Here is a 21,146-nt window from a genome sequence, read left to right as displayed (position 1 = left end):
ATCTTACCCGGCTCGCCTGTATGAAGCGATCCGGCAGCTGTCGTTCGACTCGCACCGAGGCGCGTTTTGGCGAATTAGTCCTTGATCTTGGCAAGATCGACGCCGACCTCAAAGCCGTGTTCATCGTCTGAACTGCGTCGATGGGTACAAGTCGGAGGTGATCGCAACCAACCCATCATTAAAACCACGAGAGTTCCCGTCTATGGTGGACGCCCTCGCCCATGGGCAATCGGCCGAGGAGGTTGTCGAGGATTTTCCACCGCCGACGCACGATCAGGTTGAGGCCGCGCTCGAATAAGCCGTAGCGAGGGTGCCCGTATCTCACGCCGTGTCTGAAGCGGGCGCTGGCAGAGCTAGCCGGCCCTTGGGTTCGATGACGAAGCTGAGGCGGGCGAGGTTGCGCCGCGCCGGATTCCGCAACCGCGTATTTCATCGACGAGAACGCGGTTCTCGAGTTTGGCAATGGTGCCAACGCGAACGTGCGCAAGTAGCTGGCAACGTGGTCCTAGATTAAAGCGCGCTCTGTGCTAGCGCGGTGCACCCGGAACAGGAATTCGCCCGAGGGCGTCGCCGTGCAGGTTCTCGGTCAGCGAGTGGAACGCCACCCAATTGTCCTTCTAGCGAGGTCACGATGGCGAGCCGAGCAGCGCATCGCGCTGCAGGTCCGTGTTCTGAGACGCGCATGACGCCAACCAACATAGGCGGATACCCATCTGAAATAGGTTTCCGTATGGTAGCGCGTAGCGACAGAGTTTCCGCATATGTTTTGTGGCACCAGGCGCTTAGCTTAGGAGGCTACTACAAGATTTGGTAGCTGGCTAAAGCCAACTTGACGCCCTAGGATTTGGTCTCCTTCCCCGCGGCATCATCGAACAACAGAAGTGAACGCAAGCGCACGTAAAGTCGGTGACCGTAGCGCCTGTGGGCACCTTGCGCCCCCCCAATCGCTTAGAGAGTGAAGTGCTACCGTGTCCGAACAACCCCTGCCGATGCTGCCGATGTGGCGCGTCGATCACATCGAGCCCTCGCCCGAGATGTTGGCGCTACGCGCCAACGGTCCGATACACCGCGTGCGTTTCCCGTCCGGGCACGAGGGCTGGTGGGTGACAGGCTACGACGAGGCCAAGGCGGCGCTGTCCGACGCGGCGTTCCGGCCGGCGGGAATGCCGCCGACGGCGTTTACCCCGGATTCGGTGATTCTTGGCTCGCCGGGGTGGCTCGTGTCGCACGAGGGGGGCGAGCATGTCCGGCTACGCACGCTCGTCGCGCCGGCCTTCAGCAGCCGCAGGGTGAAGCTGCTGACGCCGCATGTCGAGGCGATCGCTGCGCAGTTGTTCGAGAACCTGGCGGCCCAGCGCCAGCCCGCCGACTTGCGGCGCCACCTCTCGTTTCCGCTTCCGGCGATGGTCATCAGCGCCCTGCTGGGCCTGCTCTACGAGGATCACGCCTTTTTCGCTCCGCTGTCCGACGAGGTGATGACGCACCAGCATGAAAGCGGCCCGCGCAGAGCGTCGCGCTTGGCCTGGGAAGAACTGCGCGCCTATATTCGGGACAAGATGCGGGACAAGCGCCAGAATCCGGGCGACAACCTGCTGACGGATCTGCTCGCGGCGGTCGACCAGGGCAAGGCTACCGAGGAAGAAGCGATCGGCCTGGCGGCAGGCATGCTGGTGGCGGGGCACGAGAGCACCGTCGCGCAGATCGAATGCGGCCTGCTGGCGATGTTCCGCCATCCGCAACAGCGCGAACGCTTGGTCGGCGATCCATCCCTGGTGGATAAGGCCGTAGAGGAAATCCTGCGCATGTATCCGCCGGGCGCGGGCTGGGACGGCGTCATGCGCTATCCGAAAACCGACGTGACCATCGCGGGCGTGCATATTCCCGCCGAGAGCAAGGTGCTGGTCGGCCTGCCGGCAACGTCGTTCGATCCGCGCCATTTCGACGCGCCGGAAATCTTCGACATCGGGCGCCAGGAAAAGCCGCACCTGGCGTTCTCCTACGGTCCGCACTCCTGTATCGGCGGAGAGCTGGCCAGGCTGGAACTCAAGGCGGTGTTCGGTTCGATCTTCCAGCGCTTTCCCGCGCTGCGCTTGGCCGTCGCGCCCGAACAATTGAAGTTGCGCAAGGAGATCATCACTGGCGGGTTCGAGGAGTTCCCGGTTTTCTGGTGATGTGCGGACGCCGCTGGGGGGCGCAATCGTGTCCGCGGTTTGCCGGCGCACCTGCCTGCACCGCTCAGATCAGCCAGCCAACAGGTAACGAAGATGGACGTGCAAGAAACCACGGCAGCATGCCGGGACGCGTTCGCCGAACTGGCGTCGCCAGCGTGGATCCACGACCCGTATCCGTTCATGCGGTGGTTGCGCGAGCACGACCCGGTGCATCGCGCGGCGTCGGGCCTCTTTCTGTTGAGCCGCCACGCCGACATCTACTGGGCCCTCAAGGCCACGGGCGATGCGTTTCGGGGACCGGCGCCGGGCGAACTGGCGCGCTATTTTCCGCATGCGGCGACCAGCCTGTCGCTCAATCTGCTGGCCTCCACGCTGGCGATGAAAGACCCACCGACGCATACGCGTCTGCGGCGGCTGATCTCGCGCGATTTCACCATGGGCCAGATCGACAACCTGCGGCCGAGCATCGCGCGTATCGTCGAAGCGCGGCTGGACGGCATGGCGCCCGCGCTGGAGCGCGGGGAGGCCGTGGACCTGCATCGGGAATTCGCGCTGGCCTTGCCCATACTGGTCTTCGCCGAACTGTTCGGCATGCCCCAGGACGACATGTTCGGGCTCGCCGCGGGCATCGGCGCCATTCTGGAAGGCCTGAGCCCACACGCCGCGATTCCCGGCTCGCCGCGGCGGACGCGGCCAGTGCCAAAGTGAAGGCCTACTTCGGCGCTCTCATACAGCGTAAGCGCACCGATCCGTGCCACGACATCGTGTCGATGCTGGTCCTCGCACACGACGATGATGCCGACACGCTTTCAGATGCGGAGTTGATCAGCATGTTGTGGGGCATGCTGCTGGGTGGCTTCGTCACCACTGCTGCGACCATCGACCATGCGGTCCTGGCGATGCTGGCCTATCCCGAACAGCGGCACTGGCTGCAGGGAGACGCCATGCGGGTGAAGGCATTCGTCGAAGAGGTCCTGCGTTGCGACGCGCCCGCCATGTTCAGCTCCATTCCGCGTATCGCCCAGCACGACATCGAATTAGGCGGCGTGGTGATCCCGAAGAACGCGGACGTGCGCGTGCTGATCGCGTCTGGGAATCGCGATCCCGACGCCTTCGCCGATCCCGACCGCTTCGATCCTGCCCGGTTCTACGGCACTAGTCCCGGCATGTCGACCGACGGGAAGATCATGCTGAGCTTCGGCCACGGCATCCACTTCTGCCTCGGTGCGCAACTGGCCCGGGTGCAGTTGGCCGAAAGTTTGCCGCGGATTCAGGCGCGCTTCCCCACGCTGACATTGGCCGGGCTGCCGACCCGGGAGCCCTCCGCATTCCTTAGGACGTTCCGCGCGCTGCCGGTGCTGCTGCATGCGCAGGGGCTGCGATGCGAGTCTTAGTCGACCAGGATCTGTGCGGAACCAGCGGACAGTGCGCGGTGACGCTACCGGGTATTTTTCGCCAGCGCGAATCGGACGGCGTGGCCGAAGTGTGCGGGGCGGCGACAGTTCCGCAGGCGCTGCACGCGGCCGTGCGGCTCGCAGCCAGCCAGTGCCCGGTCGCCGCCATTCGGGTCATCAAAAGCGAAGCTAGCCGTGACGAGCGCACCAGCGCCGACAGTGCGCCTTCTCCGGCGGACGCGGAGCGGCATGCCGCGAGAGACCAACGCAATCCAAGAGGACACAATGGGACGGTTTGAAGGCAAGGTGGCCGTGGTGACCGGCGCCGGCGCCGGGATCGGCAAGGCATGCGCCCTCGCAATCGCGCGCGAGGGCGGCAAAGTGGTGGTCGCCGACGTCGATGGTTCGGCGGCCACGGCTTGTACCGCCCAAATCGCGGGCGAGGCGGGCCACGCGCTGGCTCTGGCCATCAACATCGCCGAGTCGCAGGCTGTGGCAGCGCTGTTCGATGCGGCGGAGCGGCACTTCAGTGCGGTCGATCTCCTGGTGAACAATGCGGGCGCGATGCATCTGACTCCGCGCGACCGGGCGATCCTCGACCTGGACCTGGCGGTCTGGGATGAGACCATGGCAACCAATCTGCGCGGCACATTGCTCTGCTGCCGGCGGGCCATCCCAGGGATGATCGCCCGCGGCGGTGGCGCGATTGTCAACATGTCGTCGTGCCAGGGGCTCAGCGGTGACACCACACTGACGTCCTACGCCGCATCGAAGGCGGCGATTAACATGCTATCGGCCTCGCTCGCCACCCAGTACGGTCATGCGAAGATCCGCTGCAACGCGGTTGCGCCGGGTCTCATCATGACCGAGCGTCTCCTGGCCAAGCTGGACGAGTGCACGCAACGGCATCTGCGCCGGCACCAGCTCCTGCCGCGCGTCGGCCGCCCCGAAGACGTGGCCGCGCTGGTGGCGTTCCTACTCTCTGACGATGCTGCGTTCATCACCGGCCAAGTGGTGTGCATCGACGGCGGCATGCTGGCGCATGTGCCGACGTACGCCGACGGTGGAAACAGCCGCGCCGCGCCGCCTTCCGGCGAGACCGCCGAAGCGGCTGCGTCGCCGCGCTGGTGATGGACATGCTGCTCAACCCGCTGAACCGTCGAGATCGGCTGCGGCACGACATCCCGGTCGTGCCCGGCGCTTTCCCCTTGGTCGGGCACCTTCCCGCTATCGTCTGCGACCTACCGCGCCTGCTGCGGCGTGCGGAACGGACGCTGGGCAGCCACTTCTGGCTGGACTTCGGCCCTGCCGGACACATGGTGACCTGTCTGGATCCGGATGCGATCGCACTGCTCCGGCACAAGGACGTGTCCTCGGCGCTGATCGAAGATATCGCGCCCGAATTGTTTCGTGGAACGTTGGTCGCCCAGGACGGCGGCGCGCACCGGCAGGCGCGCGGCGCGATCCAGGCGACGTTCCTGCCCACGGCGCTGACCCAGGCCGGCATCGGTGAGCTGTTCGCGCCCGTCATCCGGGCGCGGGTGCAGAGGTGGCGCGACCGGGGCGACGTAACCATCCTGCGAGAAACCGGCGATCTAATGCTCAAACTCATCTTCAGCCTCATGGGAATCCCCGCGCAGGACCTGCCGGAATGGCGTCGCAAGTACCGGCAACTGCTGCAGTTGATCGTCGCGCCCCCGGTCGACCTGCCCGGACTGCCCTTGCGGCGCGGTCGCGCCGCCCGAGACTGGATCGATGCGCGGTTGCACGAGTTCGTTCGCGACGCGCGCGAACATGCCGCGCCCACCGGGTTGATCAACGACATGGTGAGCGCCTTCGATCGGAGCGACGATGCGCCCTCCGATGAGGTCCTAGTCGCCAATATCCGCTTGCTGCTGCTCGGTGGTCACGACACCACGGCGTCGACTATGGCGTGGATGGTAATCGAGCTGGCGCGGCAGCCTGGGCTGTGGGACGCTCTGGTCGAGGAGGCGCAACGCGTGGGCGCGGTGCCGACCCGGCACGCGGACTTGGCGCAGTGTCCGGTCGCCGAATCGCTGTTCCGCGAGACGCTGCGCATGCATCCGCCGACGCCGCTCCTGGTGCGTCGCGCAGTGCGTGAATTGCGACTCGGCCAACGGCGCATTCCCGCGGGCACTGATCTATGCATCCCGGTGCTGCATTTCTCGACCTCGGAGCTGCTGTACGAGGCGCCTCATCAGTTTCGCCTGGCGCGTTGGCTGGAACGCACCGAGCCTATCCGGCCGGTGGACATGCTGCAGTTTGGTACCGGCCCACACGTCTGCGTCGGCTACCACCTGGCTTGTCTGGAACTGGTGCAGTTCTGCATCGCCTTGGCGCTGACCATGCACGAGGGCGGGACGCGGCCGCGGTTGCTGAACGGCGTCGAAAAAGGCCGGCGCTATTACCCGACCGCACATCCGTCCATGACTATCCGCATCGGATTCTCATGAGCTGGCATCACATGCCCCTGTGGTGAGGCAGCGGCGCTGGCGAGGCGCGGGATTGCTGCACTCGGCGCGCGCTCGGTGCGACGCAGACAACACCGCGGCAGCTCGCCTGTCAGGGACAAGGACATGAACAACATGCAGACCGGTTCTACGCCACAGGATGACAGAAGTGGTGATTCCGCGCTCGGCGGATGGGGCGCGCGGGCGCGGGGCGCATCCGGCGGGCTGCTGCCCGAAATCTGGATGCATGAGGGCGCAAACCGGGTCGAACAGGTGCTGGCGCGTCTTCTCTGCGCCCAACACGACGGTGAGACCGAGCTGATGGCGGCGATGCGCTACGCCACCTTGCATGGCGGGAAGCGCACCCGCGGCTTGCTCTGTCTGGCTGCCGGCACACTGGCCGACGCGCCGGCGCACATGCTCGATGACGTTGGCGCCGCCATCGAGATGATACACGCCTGCACCCTGGTCCACGACGATCTGCCCGCGATGGACGACGACGTGCTTCGCCGCGGCCTTCCGACCGTGCACGTCAAGTTCGGCGAAGCTACAGCGATCCTGGTCGGCGATGCGCTGCAAGCGCACGCCTTCCTGACCCTGGCGAGCCTGGACGCGCCGGGCGACAACCGTATTGCGCTCGTGCGCGAACTGGCGCGGGCGGTGTCAGCCGAGGGTGCCGCCGGCGGGCAGGCCATGGATCTGTCTCTGGTGGGAAAGCACGTCGAACTGGACAGGATCGTGGCGATGCACCGGATGAAGAGCGGAGCGCTAGTGCGCGCGTCCGTTCGCATGGGCGCTCTATGCGCTCTCGCGGAGAATGCCGCGCACGCTGCGCTGTACTGTGCGCTCGATCACTACAGCGCCTGTTTCGGCCTGGCGTTGCAGGTGATCGATGACATTCTCGACGTGACAGCGGATGCCGCGATGCTGGGCAAGACCCCCGGCAAGGACGCGGCGGCGCAGAAGCCGACCTGCGCGTCGATCATGGGACTGCAGGCAGCACGCCAGTTCGCGCTGGATCTGTTGCGCGATGCCGGGGAGGCCATCGCGCCGCTGGGGCCGCGTGCGGAACGGTTGGCGCAACTCCTAGAGCGGGCCAACGCGTATCTCTTCAAGCACGCGCCATGCGCATGAGCGCGCCCGTCCGGATGGAGGCGCCCTCGTGCCGCTGCGATGACCGGCGAGAGATACATGCTGCACTTTGTCCGAGTCGCGGTGCGGATCGCCCGCCCCGGCGCACGCGGCGCCCCGCGCGCAAGCCTACGCGGCGGACCGGCGCGAGCATCGGGGACCTCGCCGCGCCGGAGCAGGGCGGCGTCCGGCGCTGCCTACGCGACGAGCATGCGGGCGACATGGGCTGCGTCTGCCCGATTCCGGTTCTCTTCAATCGTCTGCATAAGGAACATCCATCGTGAACGCGCTGTCCGAACAGATTCTTTCCGAATTGCGCGGCCTGCTGAGCGAAATGAGCGATGGCGGCAGCGTTGGTCCGTCCGTCTACGACACGGCGCGGGCGCTGCGCTTCCACGGCAACGTCACCGGTCGGCAGGACGCATACGCGTGGCTCATCGCGCAGCAACAGGCCGACGGCGGATGGGGAAGCGCGGACTTCCCGCTGTTCCGGCATGTGCCCACCTGGGCAGCGTTATTGGCATTGCAGCGTGCCGATCCTCTTCCCGGTGCTGCCGACGCTGTCCGGGCTGCAATCCGGTTCCTCCAGGTCCAACCCGATCCCTACGCGCATGCGGTGCCGGAAGACGCGCCGATCGGCGCGGAGTTGATCCTGCCGCAGTTTTGCGGTGAGGCCGCATCCTTGCTGGGTGACGCGGCGTTTCCGCGCCATCCAGCGCTGTTGCCGTTGCGACAAGCGTGCCTGGACAAGCTGCGGGCATTGGCGATGTTGCCGAGCGGTCATCCGTTGCTGCACTCCTGGGAAGCCTGGGGGACGTCGCCGACGACCGCATACCCGGATGACGAGGGCAGCATCGGCATCAGTCCGGCGGCCACCGCCGCGTGGCGTGCGTACGCCGTGACGCGGGGAAGCACGCCACAGGTCGGGCGCGCGGATGCGTATCTCCAGATGGCATCGCGGGCGACGCGCAGCGGCATCGAAGGCGTCGTTCCCAACGTGTGGCCGATCAATGTGTTCGAGCCATGCTGGTCGCTGTACACCCTTCATCTGGCCGGGCTGTTCGCGCATCCCGCGCTCGCCGAGCCGGTCCGCGTGATTGTCGCGCAGCTCGACGCCCGCCTGAGCGTGCGCGGTCTGGGTCCGGCCTTGCATTTCGCGGCTGATGCGGACGACACGGCCGTTGCGCTATGCGTCTTGCACCTTGCAGGCCGCGACGCGGCGGTCGATGCGTTGCGCCATTTTGAAATCGGCGAGCTGTTCGTCACCTTCCCCGGCGAGCGCAATGCATCGCTGTCGACCAACATCCACGCCCTGCATGCGTTGCGACTCTTGGGAAAGTCCGCCGCCGGCAGCAGCGCCTACGTCGAGGCCAATCGCAACCCGCACGGTCTCTGGGACAAGGAAAAATGGCACGTTTCGTGGCTGTATCCCACCGCGCATGCGGTCGCTGCGCTGGCGCAAGGCAAGCCCCAGTGGCGGGACGAGCGCGCGCTGGCGGCGCTGCTGCAGGCGCAGCGCGGCGACGGCGGCTGGGGCGCCGGTCGCGCGTCCACATTCGAGGAAACCGCCTATGCGTTGTTCGCATTACGCGTGATGGACGAGAGAGAAAAAACCACAGGGCGCCGGCGCATCGCACAGGTGGTGGCGCGTGCGCTAGAGTGGATGCTCGCCCGCCATGCGGCGCATGCACTGCCGAAAACGCCATTGTGGATCGGCAAGGAACTGTATTGCCCCACTCGGGTCGTGCGCGTGGCCGAACTCGCCGGCTTGTGGCTGGCGCTTCGTTGGGGGCGGCGCGTCCTGACCGAGAGAGCAGGAACGACCCCATGATCCCGGCAGAACGCGCGCTGCATCAGGTGCTGGAGTGGGGGCGTTCCCTGACCGGGTTCGCTGACGAGTATGCCGTGGAAGCGGTCAGCGGCGGCCAGTACATTCTGCAGCATATCCGCTCGAGCCTGCGTGACATCAGCGCCCGCACCGGTCGCGATCCGCAGGACGAAACACTTATCGTGGCGTTCTATCGCGAACTGGCGCTGCTGTTCTGGCTCGACGATTGCAACGACCTTGGCCTGATCGTGCCGGAGCAGCTCGCCGCGGTAGAGCTGGCGCTGGGGCAGGGCGAGCCGTGCGCGCTCCCCGGATTCGAGGGCTGCGCTGTGCTGCGCGCTTCGCTGGCCGCGCTAGCCTACGATCATCGCGACTATGCTCAGCTTCTCGCCGATACTAGGCGCTACTGCGCGGCGCTCCGCGCCGGACACGCGCGGGCGGCAGGGCCGGAACGCTGGTCCTACGCCGAGTACCTGCATAACGGCATCGATTCGATAGCCTACGCCAACGTGTTCTGTTGCCTGTCGTTGCTGTGGGGGCTGGACATGGCGACCTTGCGCGCGCGTCCGGCGTTTCGCCAGGTCCTGCGACTCATCTCTGTGATAGGGCGCCTGCAGAACGATCTGCACGGACGCGACAAGGACACGTTGGCCGGCGAGGCCGACAACGCGGCGATCCTGCTGCTTCAGCGCTATCCAGCTATGCCTGCGGTGGAGTTCCTCAACGACGAGCTGGCCGGCTATACGCGCATGCTGTACCGGGTGACGGCGGAAGAGTGCTTTCCGGCGCCGTGGGGATCGTTAATCGAGGCCGTGGCGGCCATGTCCACGCGGTACTACCAGACCTCAGCCACCCGCTACCGAAGCGACCCTCAGGGGCGAGACCAGCGTTCGCCGGCCTGAACGCGGAGGAGGCGCGGCGTGCGCGCGCTGCCGCGGTCTGGTCCGACGCAACGCCGTGGCCCGATGCGACGGATGGAGCGAGCATGAGCAACACCGCTCTGAGCCGGCGCAAGGACGACGATCTGGAGATCGTGTTGGATCCGCGACACGACGTGACCTTTGCTGGTTTCGGTCTGCGCATCTTCACTTCCGGCCAAGCGTAGCTGCGTCATCCAATACAGATTACTAGGCCGCTCGCGCCGCCACACCATTGGCTTGCATGGCGTCTGGACCGCCCAAAAGCCGAGGCAGGAGGGGAAGGTCCAATTGGGGCGTGCCGCACAGAGCGACAATCCGGCGGAGGAACGCCAGCTCGATCGCAAGGCGATCACCGTCAAGGAGCTCTGCGCTCTTATCTCAACGATCTGAACGCCGGCCCTATCCTAGGAAAGGGTGAACGGCCGAAGAAGCCCAGTACCATCATCACCGATACCCGCCGCATTCGAGCGCCAGATCATCCCGCTTCTCAGCAGGCGGCGCGTGAAGGACAAACCAAGGCCGACATCAAAGGTACTGAAGGATATCATGGCCGGCAAGACGCGAGCCTCGGTCAAGACAAAAAAGCTACGCGGGAAAGTCATTGTTCGCAGTGGCAACGCGGACGGTCGGGCTTCTTGGCGGCATTCTCACGTACGCCGTCGAGGCGGGAATCATCGCCATCAATCCCTGGTCTGAGAAAGCCGGACAACGTGCGGAGCCGCCGGCTCAGAGAAGCCGAAATATCGGATAATTGGCGAGATACTGCGAAATAGCAGCAAAAAGGACGGGAAGTACGTCACGACGGCCGACATCATCCGCCAGATAACCGGCTGCCGGAGGAGCGAGGTGATCGGTCTGACGTGGACCGAGGCCGATAGACGGCTAAGGCGGCGACCTTACAGTCCCCCTTCGATCACACGGAAACGAGGGCGCCCATTTTTGTACGGCGAAACGGAACCGGCGTGCGTTGTATCGGTCGCGCTGAGCGCGCCTGCAATTTGGGCAGACAAAAAGGTGGGCAATTATCGATTCCGGAGTGTCTCGCACCAACTCCGACCGAAACCATCTCATGGTGATCCGACAATTCGGACAGCCCGGGAGTTTGAGGTGCCCTAGCGCGTTCTCTCCCGCGCGTACTACACGCGGAAAATGCCCCAGCGGGACACTCGGGTAAAGAGCAGACAGCGCCTGCAGACGGGCTCGATTGATAAAAAATGATCGCGGCCCTTCTTGGCTCCGCGGTTCTCCGAGGCAGACAGCGCCTCGTCGATCGACTTGCTGACGTGGTCGCCCTCGAACATGACGTTCGATGACATGACGTCGTCGCCGACCAGGCGCCGCTAGAGCCGAAAGGTCAGCCCCTTGCACTTCTTCCCCAGGTTGTCCTTGGCCTGGAGCAAGAACCGCCGCTCGTCGTCATCGAGATCTTCAATCACGGCAAACGCAGCTCGAGCTGCAGCCACGAACGCGACCGACCCGGCGAACCGGTTCAGGGCGCTCTGTTTGCTCCCACCTCCACCTTTGTTGAGGTGCGTCACGGCGACCGCGGCGATGCCCAGGCGGTTAGCCATGTCGGCCAACGGCTCCAGGACTTCCCGGGTCTCGACGTTGCCGTTGCCATCGCTGCCGCCCATATACGCCGAGATCGGATCGACGATGATCATACTGACAGCGCTTGGCTGCGCAGAAACCAGCGCACAACGAGTAATGTGCGCCGACTTTAGTCATGACAGCGCTGCTAACGTCGCGGCTGCGTCGGTTGACTCCGTATCGGTGTCTGCAACACGACCGACGGCTTTGGCGAGATTTAGCCTGTTTGGATTGTTCGACGATTTCGGCGCCTTCAATTTTCCCGTTCAAAGGATTGGCATGGCGGCCCTCACGCTCGATCTGAAGTTACGTGTAGTGCCTGGGGACGGTCAAACATTCATAGCCTTCCCCGGCAAGGGCTACGGGCGCCTCATATTTGCTCGGGGCCAACATTGTCATCGCAAGAAATTTACACGCCGTCGGTTGCTGCAGCCGATCGGGATCTGATCTTCGTAGTAATCGAGCGCCACCGCGAGCTGTCCGCGCACTACGATGCGGCGGCGTCGCTTTCGGCTATGCTCGAGGATGGTGCCGAATTTGCTGCCGCCGACGAAGTCACCGGCCAAACGAACCTGGCTCTCACGGAGCATGCAAATGTGCTCATCCGTTCGAAGCCAGCCACGATCGTGGGCGTGATCGCTCTGACCAGATACGTCGCCGGCCTGCGGGAATGGGAGCTGCCCGATGATGATGCGTGGTACCCGCAATTCTGATGGCGCGGACGCAATGGCGCTCGCGCATGTCATAGGCAATCCGCTTCTCCCGCCCGGGCCAAAGTCGAAAACCCCGGTTGGAAGCCGGGATTTTCTTTTTTGCTGTTACAGGCACCAACTCTCCTAAACTGCCGCGGTGCGGTCAGTACAGCGCACCTCCGGATTGAGCCGAATTTGACTTCGGCTTCGTTCCGTCCAACGCTCGATCGTAAGCCGCAGGTGTCGGTTGGTCTGCGCTCCTGCTCCACCTCAATCGATTGGTGGAGATCTCACGTCACATAAAGTCTCCATCCGAATCGGACTCTGGTGAAGGTTCATCATCACTCGGCGTTTTGATTTTGGAGAGATACATCGGAGAATTGGTTGCACGTTGCCATTCACCATCCCTGTATCTCCACTGTCTGGACTGGGTGGGATCGAGTACCATATCATTGTGATCTACATGAACGAAGCCCATTTGTTCTGCACGGGCTCTCGCTTCATCATTAGCAGGACGCCAGTTCACCAGCGGCCGTTCGCCGTCTTGCTGTAGTTGGTGCTCAAGCAGAATATCGCCGGCGTTGCCGACGAGCGGATGAGCAACCTGAAAATCCACGATTGATGTGACGTCAGTTCGTCCGGGGAACTGTTCTCGCCACCGTTGGCTGGTGAACTCAGTCGCCATAGGAAATCCGGCTTCCGTTCGTTGGAGGCCGACGCTCCTATTTCCCAGTTGGTAGCTGTAATATCGCGCGGCATCAGAATCCCTTCGTATCGCGTAACTGCTAGCGACATCCGCGGTGCGCCTGGCTCTTTCGGATACAAATTCTGAGTATTCCTCCGGATTGTTGGCGATATGATTGATCTCGTCACCATGAAAACTCCTCACCCGTTCCCGGAATTCGGCTTGGTCGATCTCAACAACGGGAGATCTTGAAGTGAGGTAATAACTCGGCTGCGAGGATGAGCTGGCACCCGAATCCTGCAATCCCATTCTACCGAACGCGTCCGCGAAATAGTCAGCATTCCTGTGCTCCGGGGAGCTCGCGTAATGATACTCATCAGCGGATGGAGCATCCGACCAATTGTTAATTCGACCGCCCATGGCGACCACACTCCTATGGCTGTTGCATTGTGTTCAGGTCATTAGACCTGACGCCGCCGATAAGCAGCTTAGCTGTCCGTAAGCTGACGCCGACAATAAACGGAAAGCAAAATTCTCTGATCGGCTTTGTAGCAACCGGCTTGCAGGACGCCGGCGAAGACCGCCAGATGCATCTGGGGATGCTCGCTTTGTGGGTCGCTCGAGGCGTAATCACCGCCGCCGGCGGCGGGAACCCGGCGAAGGGCCGGTCGTCGCGCTTATGTAAATCTCGACATAAGCGGGATTAGGCACACCCCCGTGATTGTGCGCAGCTCGCGCAACAGGAGCCTGTATCTATGGGATTCTCGGACGACGTCCGGCTGGCGAATTGCACATAATTTCGGTCTTTCCTATGGAGCCTAATCAGCTCGATAGGAGATCAGCATGCAAACCGCCACGGCCTCGTGCTTGGGGAGGAGGAGTATTCTTCAACGTTTCGCAATACCAGGAACACTTGCAGGCAAGGCGATATGCGCCGAACACTCAGCGCGACTACCCGCCTCGCCGCTTTCCTTTGGCGAACGCCTGGCAGCGCAGCGTGTGACGCTCGAATTCATTTCAACATCTGGTTCAGCAGATTGGCCAATCGTGCCGCGGCAAGCGCAGCCTGATTGCGAGCTACGTTGCGAGCGTTGGTCTCATAATCTCGAGTTAGTTGAACCGGTGTCGTGTCATTCGGGATGGGAGCTGCATAAGCATTCTGCTTGGCCGGGCCCAGGTGGCAGGATCGAGAATCTGAGCCTTCGCGGAATCTGGCACGACATTTTTGAGGCCGTTGAATTTGTCCTCGGCGTCGGTGATCGCTCCGAACACTGGCGAATAGCCGCCGAACAAGCTATCCCAATAAGCATGAAGCAGGATCGTCTCGCCCGTGGCTGGTATCTTTTTCTGCGTTACCGCCGCGGTCGCCACGATTGTCGGGCAGTTGCGCAGTGTAACGGCAATTGCATGATCCGGCTGGTGTAGATCGCCAACCAGATGAAGTGTCCAGGCGAGACTGTAGGAACGCATAGCATCCCAAGCACTCTCTGAGGCTGGCAGCTTAGCGAATAGAGCCTTGAGCTGCGTGACAGCATCAACCGGATCCGGCTGCGGGAGGGACGTACCGTCCGGCGTGTACAGAGCGTCTTTGAAATGCCAATAGGCATGCTTGAGGTGGCCATATGGGACGATCTGTTTCGCCGTGGAATCTTTAACTTGATCGTCGTAGTAATCGTCCTTCGTTTGATATCATCGGCCCATGTAGCGGCATGCACCAAGGCGTACAGCTTTTCCGCGCCCTGGGGCGCGCCTGCGATCCAGTTTGCGTAATCCGGTAGTTTCAGGAGCATGTCGCCGTGTTCTTTGACCACCGGACAAGTTCATTGTAAGCGAGATAGGCGATTTGCATATGCCCTTCGTCCCACCAAGCCGGGGCAGGCGAAAATGAGAAGCACGTGAAGGCGACTGACGCAGCAAGCGAACGCATTGATACTTCCCGAACGAAGCGGCCGATGTGCCGCGCGAATAGCCGACGTTTTTTCATATCCTGCACGGTCTGTTCCTTCGGTATGACACCATCGAGTGTTACCGATCTCCCGTCGTAAGTTTTGTGGCGCCTGTTTTGGAGGACGTGCTGGGGATCGGCTCCAGCGAATTTCGTGCTTGAACGACCTTTGACTGACGGTGATAGCGTAAGCATTTTTTGACGGCGCTTCCACAGCGTTTTTTCCAAGCTTCGGGGATTGCCTCTGTGCTCCTGGGCCGGCTGCCTTTGGTCCACTATATAGTGCTTCTAAAGGATCGTATTCCCGCGACGTCCTGAAGCATGCGTGAGACGAAGTCCCTATTTCGGCCGGCCACGCGAAGTAATCGTTGCAAAGCGTCATGACGCAAGAGTTTCGAATACTCTAATCACAAATGGTCCAGTTTTCTGGCCTCAGATCATGTCCCATGGCGCTTCCTTGCAATGGTGCGATAAGGATGCCCCATCAAAGGCAGGGGCTAAACATCTAGCGAACCTGAACCCGCGGTAAGCGCGCCGCAGGCAAGCGGACGACGATCTGCCTGTCCGTGATGTCGACGACTCCTTGCGCTTCCTCCCGTCATTGTACCGCAATTCGACCGTCACTCCCGATGCAGATGGGGCAAAGGGCTCAGGCGCAAGGCTGATCCACCCCTCCCCCAAATTCAGGATGATCGGTCGATCCGCCCGGAGTCGGGCGTCGAGTAGCACCAAGTCCAATCGGAGAGACTGGAGCCGCACGATCTGGCGAGAGCGGCTACGACACGTTTTCCAGTGGCCATGAGGCATGGTGCCCGCAGGCGTTCGTCGCGCCTGAAGCGACCATGTGTTCGCGCCATTTTGGTCGATGCCTAGGTCTCACACATGAAGACGAGACGATCCCGGTCGACCTTGTCCTGGCTCTCGCGCAAGCCTCGGCGCCCTTCGAAGCGTCCGGACGGTCTTGCTCTGCGTCATGGGAGTCTCTTTTTGCGCGTGATCTTGTGACGCTCGAAGAAGCGGCGGATCGTGCCATAGCCAAAGCATAGGCCCTCTTTGCTCAAGCTGTGCCGCAGTTCATCGATAGTGCTATCGGGGCGAGGCCTCGAGCGCAGCCATGATCGTCGTCCGATGGGCCCCGACCCGGTGCGATTCCCGAGGCCGTTGGGCCTTTGGCAGAGCACCGCGCCGTGCTCCCGCTCGCGCCTTCGTCATCGGAGTACGCTCGCTGGGCTCACTCCAAAAGCTCGGCAGCCCGCCGTTGTGAAACGCGCCCTCAATACAGACGACCTTGTCCATTCCCAATTCCTGTTTCGGCAGATGGTCGCGGCCCCGCTCCTCCTTCAGCACGCGCATAGTAGTTCGTCAGCGCCCGGTTGTATCCGACGAACAGCGCTCGCTCAGCCTCAATCTTCCACACATCGATCCAGCTATTCGATACCTGCTGCATTGAGCTGCTCCGCGATACTTTGAAACGACGTCTCAGAGCAAGTGCCCTCGCGGCGCTCGCTACCAATCGTACGATTTTGCACGCCAATCTACGATCTTCCGCCACCCCGATGGTGGCGCCTCGGATAATGGGGACGAATGATACGATTGTGAGGATTTATGGAGGCCCGTTTGCTTGGGCGCCGACTTCGATGCGCAACCGTTGATCGAGCCCAAGGCGCCGCCGCTTCCCTCGATCGCGCTCGGATTCTGGTCGAGCGTACCGCAGGTGCGAGCTGCGCTGGACGTCAACGCGCTGTTCTTCGTCGGAATTCCATTGGCCTTTGCGGTCTACGTCTTCCTGATCAGGACCGGCTGGGGGCTGATGCTGCGTACGGTGGGAGACAGCGAGGATGCGGCACGCGCACTTGGCTTTCCCGTATTGCGGGTGCGCATCATAGCGACCATGGCGGGCGGCTTTCTCGCGGGCATTGGCGGCAGCTTCCTGTCGCTTTCGTATCCGGGGAGCTGGAGTGAAGGCCTGTCGAGTGGCATGAGTGACGAGTTGGCTGTTCCCTGCACGGCCGCCACTTCGATTGCACCGGCAACTCCCGCCATGGCACCTGCCACGACCGAGGCGCCGATGATCCAGCGATTCACGGCAAGACCGATCATCCTCGCGACCCGGGCACTTCCGCCGACCACTCGCAGGGCAAATCCCCAGCGTGTGTAGCGGAGCACGACATGTGTCCGTCGCGCTCGCCATCTTTGCGCGCTGGCGTTCGATCAACGCCCTTGGCGCATCGCTGCTGTTCGGCGGGGCGGGCGCTCTTGGTCCTGCGCTCCAGGGCATTGGCGTGACCGGCTATTACTACCTGTTTAATGCGGCTCCCTACATTCTGACCCTTGCAATCATGGTTGCGTCGACGTCGCGGGCTGCTCCGTTCGCCGATGCGCCGGGAGAGCTCAAGCTCCACCGGTGAGAAGCGCCGTGACGAGAATTCATCCTTGGAGGATAGTCCGATGAGCGTTCCGCAAGTCGAGCTCAAGAACATGACGAAGCGTTTCGGGGCGAACCTCGCCCTGAACAAAGTATCGCTGCTGATCCGCTCGGGCACCGTCCACGCGCTGCTCGGGGAGAACGGCGCTAGGAAGAGCACGTTGGTCAAATGCCTGGTCGGCTTTTACCATCCGGACGAGGGTCACATCCAGGTGGATGGGCGCGAGCACCGGCTGAACTCGCCCAAGGACGCCGATGCACTCGGCATCGGCATGGTTTATCAGCATTTTACTCTCGTGCCGTCGATGACGGTGGCGCAGAATCTCGTCGTCAGCGGTGCGAGATTGCCCGCCTACATCAACTGGCAAAGCGAGCTGAGACGGCTGGCCGAAGTCACCAAGAAGCTTCCTTTTCATGTGCCACTCGGCGTACGCGTCTCGCAGCTCTCTGCGGGCGAGAAGAAGGCCGAGATCGTCAAGCAGCTCTATCTCGGGCGCAAGCTACTCATCCTGGATGAACCGACGTCGGTACTGACGCCGGCAGAAGCCGATGAAGTGCTCGGCCATGTTCGCAGCCTGACACGAATGGGCGAACTCAGCGCTATTCTGATCAGCCACAAGTTCCATGAAGTGCGCCGATTCGCCGACGACGTGACGGTGTTGCGTCGAGGCGCGTCGGTGAGAACGGGCGCCGTCGCCGATTTGACTGATGACGCTCTGGCAGAAGCTATGATCGGAGAGCCCGTCAGCAAGATGCTGCCGCACGCGCCGAAATCACCGCCAAAGTCCGATGTTGTCCTCTCCATCAGCGACCTCCGCGTGAACGGCGACAATGGTCTTCCCGCCGTGAAAGATCTCTCGCTCGAGGTGCGGGAAGGCGAGATTGTCGGGATTGCCGGGGTATCCGGAAATGGACAATTGGAGTTGGTCGAGGCCCTGATGGGGCAGCGGGATCGCAGCGGCACGATGACCGTGTCCGGCTCACCGTTCAACGGTACGCGACAGGAAATCGCCCGCCTCGGCGTCTATGGACTGCCGCAAGAGCCCCTGAAGAACGCCTGCATCGATCGCATGTCGCTGGCCGAGAACCTTGCCCTGCGCAATTTCGATCGGGTGCCGCTCTGCCGTGGTATCGCAATGAACTATGGCGCGCTCGCCGAGCAGGCCGAGAGGCTGGTGGCACAATTTCGTGTCAAGGTCCCTGGCCTGAACGCAAGCATGAGCGCCCTATCCGGTGGCAATGTTCAACGCGCTGTGCTGGCGCGAGAACTCACACAGGACGTTCGATTGCTGGTCGCGTCGAATCCGACGTTCGGTCTTGACTTCGTTGCGTGCGAAGAAACGTACCGTCGGATCCTCAAGGCCCGGAACGGCGGAGCCGCAGTGCTGCTCATCTCGGAGGATCTCGACGAGTGCTTGGCTTGGTCGACAGGGTCCTCGTCATGAGCGCGGGTCGCATCGTCCATGAAGTGTTAGCCGAGGGCGCCGACAAGCGCCTGATTGGCAAGTACATGGCGGGAATGAAAGCCGCCTGACTTGAGGGCGCGGGTTTGATCAGAAATAGGAAGGAGACGTTCGTGATCACGCAAATCAATCATTTCATCAATGGCAAGCAGGTCCCGGGCGGCACTGAACGCAGTTTGCCCGTCTTCAACCCGGCAACGGGCGAGCAGACGGGCCGTGTTGTTGCCGCCGACCGGGCGGTGGCGGCAGACGCGGTATCCGCCGCCAGCAGGGCAGCGCAGGGATGGGCCGAAACGACGCCTTTACGGCGTGCACGTGTGCTCAATCGGTTTCTGCGAATCCTCGAGGATCGCACAGGTGAGCTTGCGGACGTGATCGTCTCCGAGCATGGCAAGGTTCACTCCGACGCGCTCGGGGAAGTTCAGCGCGGAATGGAGGTGGTCGAGTTTGCCACGGCCGCTCCCCAGCTCCTCAAGGGCGAGCTCACCGAAAATGTCGGTACCCGCGTCGACAGCTATTCTACCCGCCAGCCGCTCGGTGTTGTCGCCGGAACCACGCCCTTCAATTTACCGGTCATGGTTCCGATGTGGATGTTTCCGGTCGCCCTCGCCTGCGGAAATGCGTTCATTCTGAAGCCTTCTGAGCGCGACCCTTCGGCGTCGCTCGTCATGGCAGAGTGGTTGAAGGAAGCAGGTCTGCCGGACGGCGTGTTCAACGTGGTGCAAGGCGACAAGGAGGCGGTCGATGCGCTGCTGCATCACCCCGATGTTTCGGCGATCAACTTCGTGGGCTCCACGCCGATCGCACAGTACATCGATTCGACGGCCGCAAACACCGGAAAGCGCTGTCAGGCCCTTGGTGGCGCCAAGAACCACATGATCGTGATGCCCGACGCCGATATGGACCAGGCGGTCGATGCGTTGATAGGGGCCGCCTATGGCTCCGCCGGCGAACCGAACGCTGCATGGCGATCCCGGTTGCCGTGCCGGTCGGCGAGGGGACCGGGGACAAGCTGATCTCCGCGCTCGAACCCAAGGTTCGAGGCTTGAAGGTCGGGCCGGGTACCGACCGCGAAGCGGAGATAGGGCCTCTCGTTACGAAGCAACATCTGGAGAAGGTCCGCAGCTATATCGATGCCGGCGTCCGCCGAGGGCGCAAAGTTGCTGGTTGATGGACGCAAGTTCAGGATGCGGGGCTACGAGAATGGTTTCTTCGTGGGCGGCACCCTGTTCGATCATGTCAAGCCGAACATAAAGATCTACAAGGAAGAGATCTTCGGACCTGTGCTGTCAGTGGTTCGAGCCCCGGACTACGCGACAGCTGCGCGCATAATCAATGAACACGAATTTGGCAATGGTACCGCCATCTTCACGCGTGATGGCGATGCCGCGCGTTAATTCGCCCATCAGATCAAGGTCGGAATGGTCGGCATCAACGTTCCAATTCCGGTGCCAATGGCCTTTCACTCCTTCGGTGGATGGAAAGCATCGATTTTCGGCGACCACCACATGCACGGCCCCGAGGGCGTTCGCTTCAATACTCGAATGAAGACGGTCACCAGCCGCTGGCCAACTGGGATGCGAGCCGGTGCCGAATTCGTCATGCCGACAATGTCGTAGGAGAAGTTCCCATCGAATCTCTGAACGCTAGTTCCTCCCTGACTGCGAGGGCCTCGGGCCCTCGCTTCTTTTCAGGCGACTTCATCCGCCAAAAAACCACTTCGGCGCTCGTGACGAGTTCCTCCTTGCCGCAACGGCGCAAACCTCCGCAATCTCGCAAAGCTGATTCCGCTACTAGGCCGCTCTTCATCACCCTATTTGGTAACCATTGTCCGCTACGGCGTCCTAGTCGTAGCCGATAGCGAGACCGAAATTGCGCGCCTTCGATTTCTCGCGAGAAAGGGTCGCTTCAACGCTACCGCCGGCAAGACCTCCTACAACATCGCTTCATACGAGCTTAGAACTGCGCTTACCCTCGGGGTCAAGAACTGCCTCATGCTAAGGAATGGATGAGATATTGTAGATTTGGTTGGTGTGGGGAAAGGCGGTAGCGCTCTCCCGCTACCAATCATCTCCCCAAGTTCCGACTTGATAACTTGATAGGCCTTACCCGAACCTGATGCAGGGCGCCGGGTCTGCTTGCATGGAGCGTCGGTTCTGACGTTGACGCACGAACGCGCCGCATCCCGCGCACCTCCGCTCGTCGCGCCGTTGCCGGTTAGGCCGTCGTCCACAGGGCCACGCGTGCTGTTGACCATCAGCGGTCACTGAGATCGATGCGGCGTGCTCCGCGCTTCGGGAAATCGGTGTCGATCTGCTCACTGGCCCGATCGATCGTCCATGGGGACGGCGAACCGCATCCTTCGCCGACCCTTCAGGATGAGGCGTGCACTTGCGAAACCCATCATCCCTCGTCCGCGGACAGACCCTTG

At 62.4% G+C, this 21,146-nt stretch carries 15 protein-coding genes and 6 pseudogenes; 15 read left to right on the top strand and 6 right to left on the bottom strand.

Going from position 1 to position 21,146, the window contains the following annotated elements:
• The first annotated feature begins 968 nt into the window (after positions 1-968).
• From XI06_RS01255 to XI06_RS01215, 9 genes and pseudogenes are all read left to right on the top strand, one after another.
• Positions 969-2,171, top strand: coding sequence for a cytochrome P450 (locus XI06_RS01255; RefSeq protein ID WP_271604439.1), 1,203 nt, complete (start codon positions 969-971; stop codon positions 2,169-2,171).
• Between the two features lie 93 nt (positions 2,172-2,264).
• Positions 2,265-3,565 (top strand): annotated as a pseudogene (locus XI06_RS01250) (cytochrome P450).
• Entirely contained in the window at positions 3,553-3,864 is a 312-nt protein-coding gene (locus tag XI06_RS01245) for a ferredoxin (RefSeq protein WP_271604438.1), read from the top strand. Before XI06_RS01250 ends, XI06_RS01245 begins: the two are co-directional and overlap by 13 nt.
• A complete protein-coding gene (locus tag XI06_RS01240; protein ID WP_271604437.1) occupies positions 3,851-4,696 on the top strand; it encodes an SDR family oxidoreductase in 846 nt (281 codons plus the stop codon). Before XI06_RS01245 ends, XI06_RS01240 begins: the two co-directional genes overlap by 14 nt.
• Positions 4,696-6,039, top strand: a complete 1,344-nt coding sequence (locus XI06_RS01235) for a cytochrome P450 (protein WP_271604436.1) — start codon at positions 4,696-4,698, stop codon at positions 6,037-6,039. The genes XI06_RS01240 and XI06_RS01235 overlap by 1 nt, the downstream gene beginning before the upstream one ends.
• Positions 6,040-6,171: 132 nt before the next feature.
• Positions 6,172-7,170, top strand: coding sequence for a polyprenyl synthetase family protein (locus XI06_RS01230; protein ID WP_271604564.1), 999 nt, complete (start codon positions 6,172-6,174; stop codon positions 7,168-7,170).
• Between the two features lie 277 nt (positions 7,171-7,447).
• Complete coding sequence (locus tag XI06_RS01225; RefSeq protein WP_271604435.1) at positions 7,448-8,998, top strand: hypothetical protein; 1,551 nt, start codon at positions 7,448-7,450, stop codon at positions 8,996-8,998.
• Positions 8,995-9,897: a terpene synthase family protein gene (locus XI06_RS01220; protein ID WP_271604434.1), complete on the top strand. Its 903-nt coding sequence runs from the start codon at positions 8,995-8,997 to the stop codon at positions 9,895-9,897. Before XI06_RS01225 ends, XI06_RS01220 begins: the two co-directional genes overlap by 4 nt.
• A gap of 98 nt (positions 9,898-9,995) precedes the next feature.
• Positions 9,996-10,791: pseudogene (locus XI06_RS01215) on the top strand (integrase); the annotation flags it as partial.
• A 260-nt stretch (positions 10,792-11,051) separates the two neighbouring features.
• On the opposite strand, the gene XI06_RS01210 reads toward XI06_RS01215, so the two are convergent.
• Both XI06_RS01210 and XI06_RS01205 read right to left on the bottom strand, forming a co-directional pair.
• On the bottom strand, positions 11,052-11,231 hold the full coding sequence (locus XI06_RS01210; RefSeq protein WP_271604433.1) for a hypothetical protein: 180 nt from the start codon (positions 11,229-11,231) through the stop codon (positions 11,052-11,054).
• 24 nt (positions 11,232-11,255) lie between these two features.
• A complete protein-coding gene (locus XI06_RS01205; protein ID WP_271604432.1) occupies positions 11,256-11,579 on the bottom strand; it encodes an AAA family ATPase in 324 nt (107 codons plus the stop codon).
• Positions 11,580-11,897: 318 nt separating this feature from the next.
• Here XI06_RS01205 and XI06_RS01200 point away from each other — a divergent pair, with 318 nt between their 5' ends.
• Entirely contained in the window at positions 11,898-12,218 is a 321-nt protein-coding gene (locus XI06_RS01200) for a hypothetical protein (protein WP_271604431.1), read from the top strand.
• Between the two features lie 274 nt (positions 12,219-12,492).
• Here XI06_RS01200 and XI06_RS01195 read toward each other — a convergent pair whose 3' ends face one another.
• From XI06_RS01195 to XI06_RS01185, 3 genes are all read right to left on the bottom strand, one after another.
• Complete coding sequence (locus tag XI06_RS01195; RefSeq protein WP_271604430.1) at positions 12,493-13,302, bottom strand: effector protein NopP; 810 nt, start codon at positions 13,300-13,302, stop codon at positions 12,493-12,495.
• 690 nt (positions 13,303-13,992) lie between these two features.
• Entirely contained in the window at positions 13,993-14,514 is a 522-nt protein-coding gene (locus XI06_RS01190) for a S1/P1 nuclease (RefSeq protein WP_271604563.1), read from the bottom strand.
• A gap of 1,586 nt (positions 14,515-16,100) precedes the next feature.
• Entirely contained in the window at positions 16,101-16,274 is a 174-nt protein-coding gene (locus XI06_RS01185) for a hypothetical protein (protein WP_271604429.1), read from the bottom strand.
• Between the two features lie 267 nt (positions 16,275-16,541).
• On the opposite strand from XI06_RS01185, the pseudogene XI06_RS43630 reads away from it, so the two are divergent.
• A pseudogene (locus XI06_RS43630) lies at positions 16,542-16,745 on the top strand (ABC transporter permease subunit); the annotation flags it as partial.
• 137 nt (positions 16,746-16,882) lie between these two features.
• Here the strand turns inward: XI06_RS43630 and XI06_RS43625 are convergent.
• Positions 16,883-16,957: pseudogene (locus XI06_RS43625) on the bottom strand (hypothetical protein); the annotation flags it as partial.
• Between the two features lie 41 nt (positions 16,958-16,998).
• Between XI06_RS43625 and XI06_RS01175 the strand changes: the two are divergent.
• From XI06_RS01175 to XI06_RS01160, 4 genes and pseudogenes are all read left to right on the top strand, one after another.
• Positions 16,999-17,235 (top strand): hypothetical protein, encoded by a 237-nt coding sequence (locus XI06_RS01175; protein ID WP_442868382.1) that lies wholly within the window; start codon positions 16,999-17,001, stop codon positions 17,233-17,235.
• A gap of 40 nt (positions 17,236-17,275) precedes the next feature.
• Positions 17,276-18,786 (top strand): annotated as a pseudogene (locus XI06_RS01170) (ABC transporter ATP-binding protein).
• Between the two features lie 42 nt (positions 18,787-18,828).
• Positions 18,829-20,334 (top strand): annotated as a pseudogene (locus tag XI06_RS01165) (CoA-acylating methylmalonate-semialdehyde dehydrogenase).
• A gap of 652 nt (positions 20,335-20,986) precedes the next feature.
• Positions 20,987-21,097: a VOC family protein gene (locus tag XI06_RS01160; RefSeq protein WP_442869400.1), complete on the top strand. Its 111-nt coding sequence runs from the start codon at positions 20,987-20,989 to the stop codon at positions 21,095-21,097.
• Positions 21,098-21,146: the final 49 nt, after the last annotated feature.

It is taken from the genome of Bradyrhizobium sp. CCBAU 11434 (genome assembly GCF_028128895.1).
In the GTDB taxonomy this organism is placed as follows: domain Bacteria; phylum Pseudomonadota; class Alphaproteobacteria; order Rhizobiales; family Xanthobacteraceae; genus Bradyrhizobium; species Bradyrhizobium zhengyangense.
Note: the sequence above shows the minus strand (reverse complement) of the source record. Positions and strands in the feature narration are given on the sequence as shown.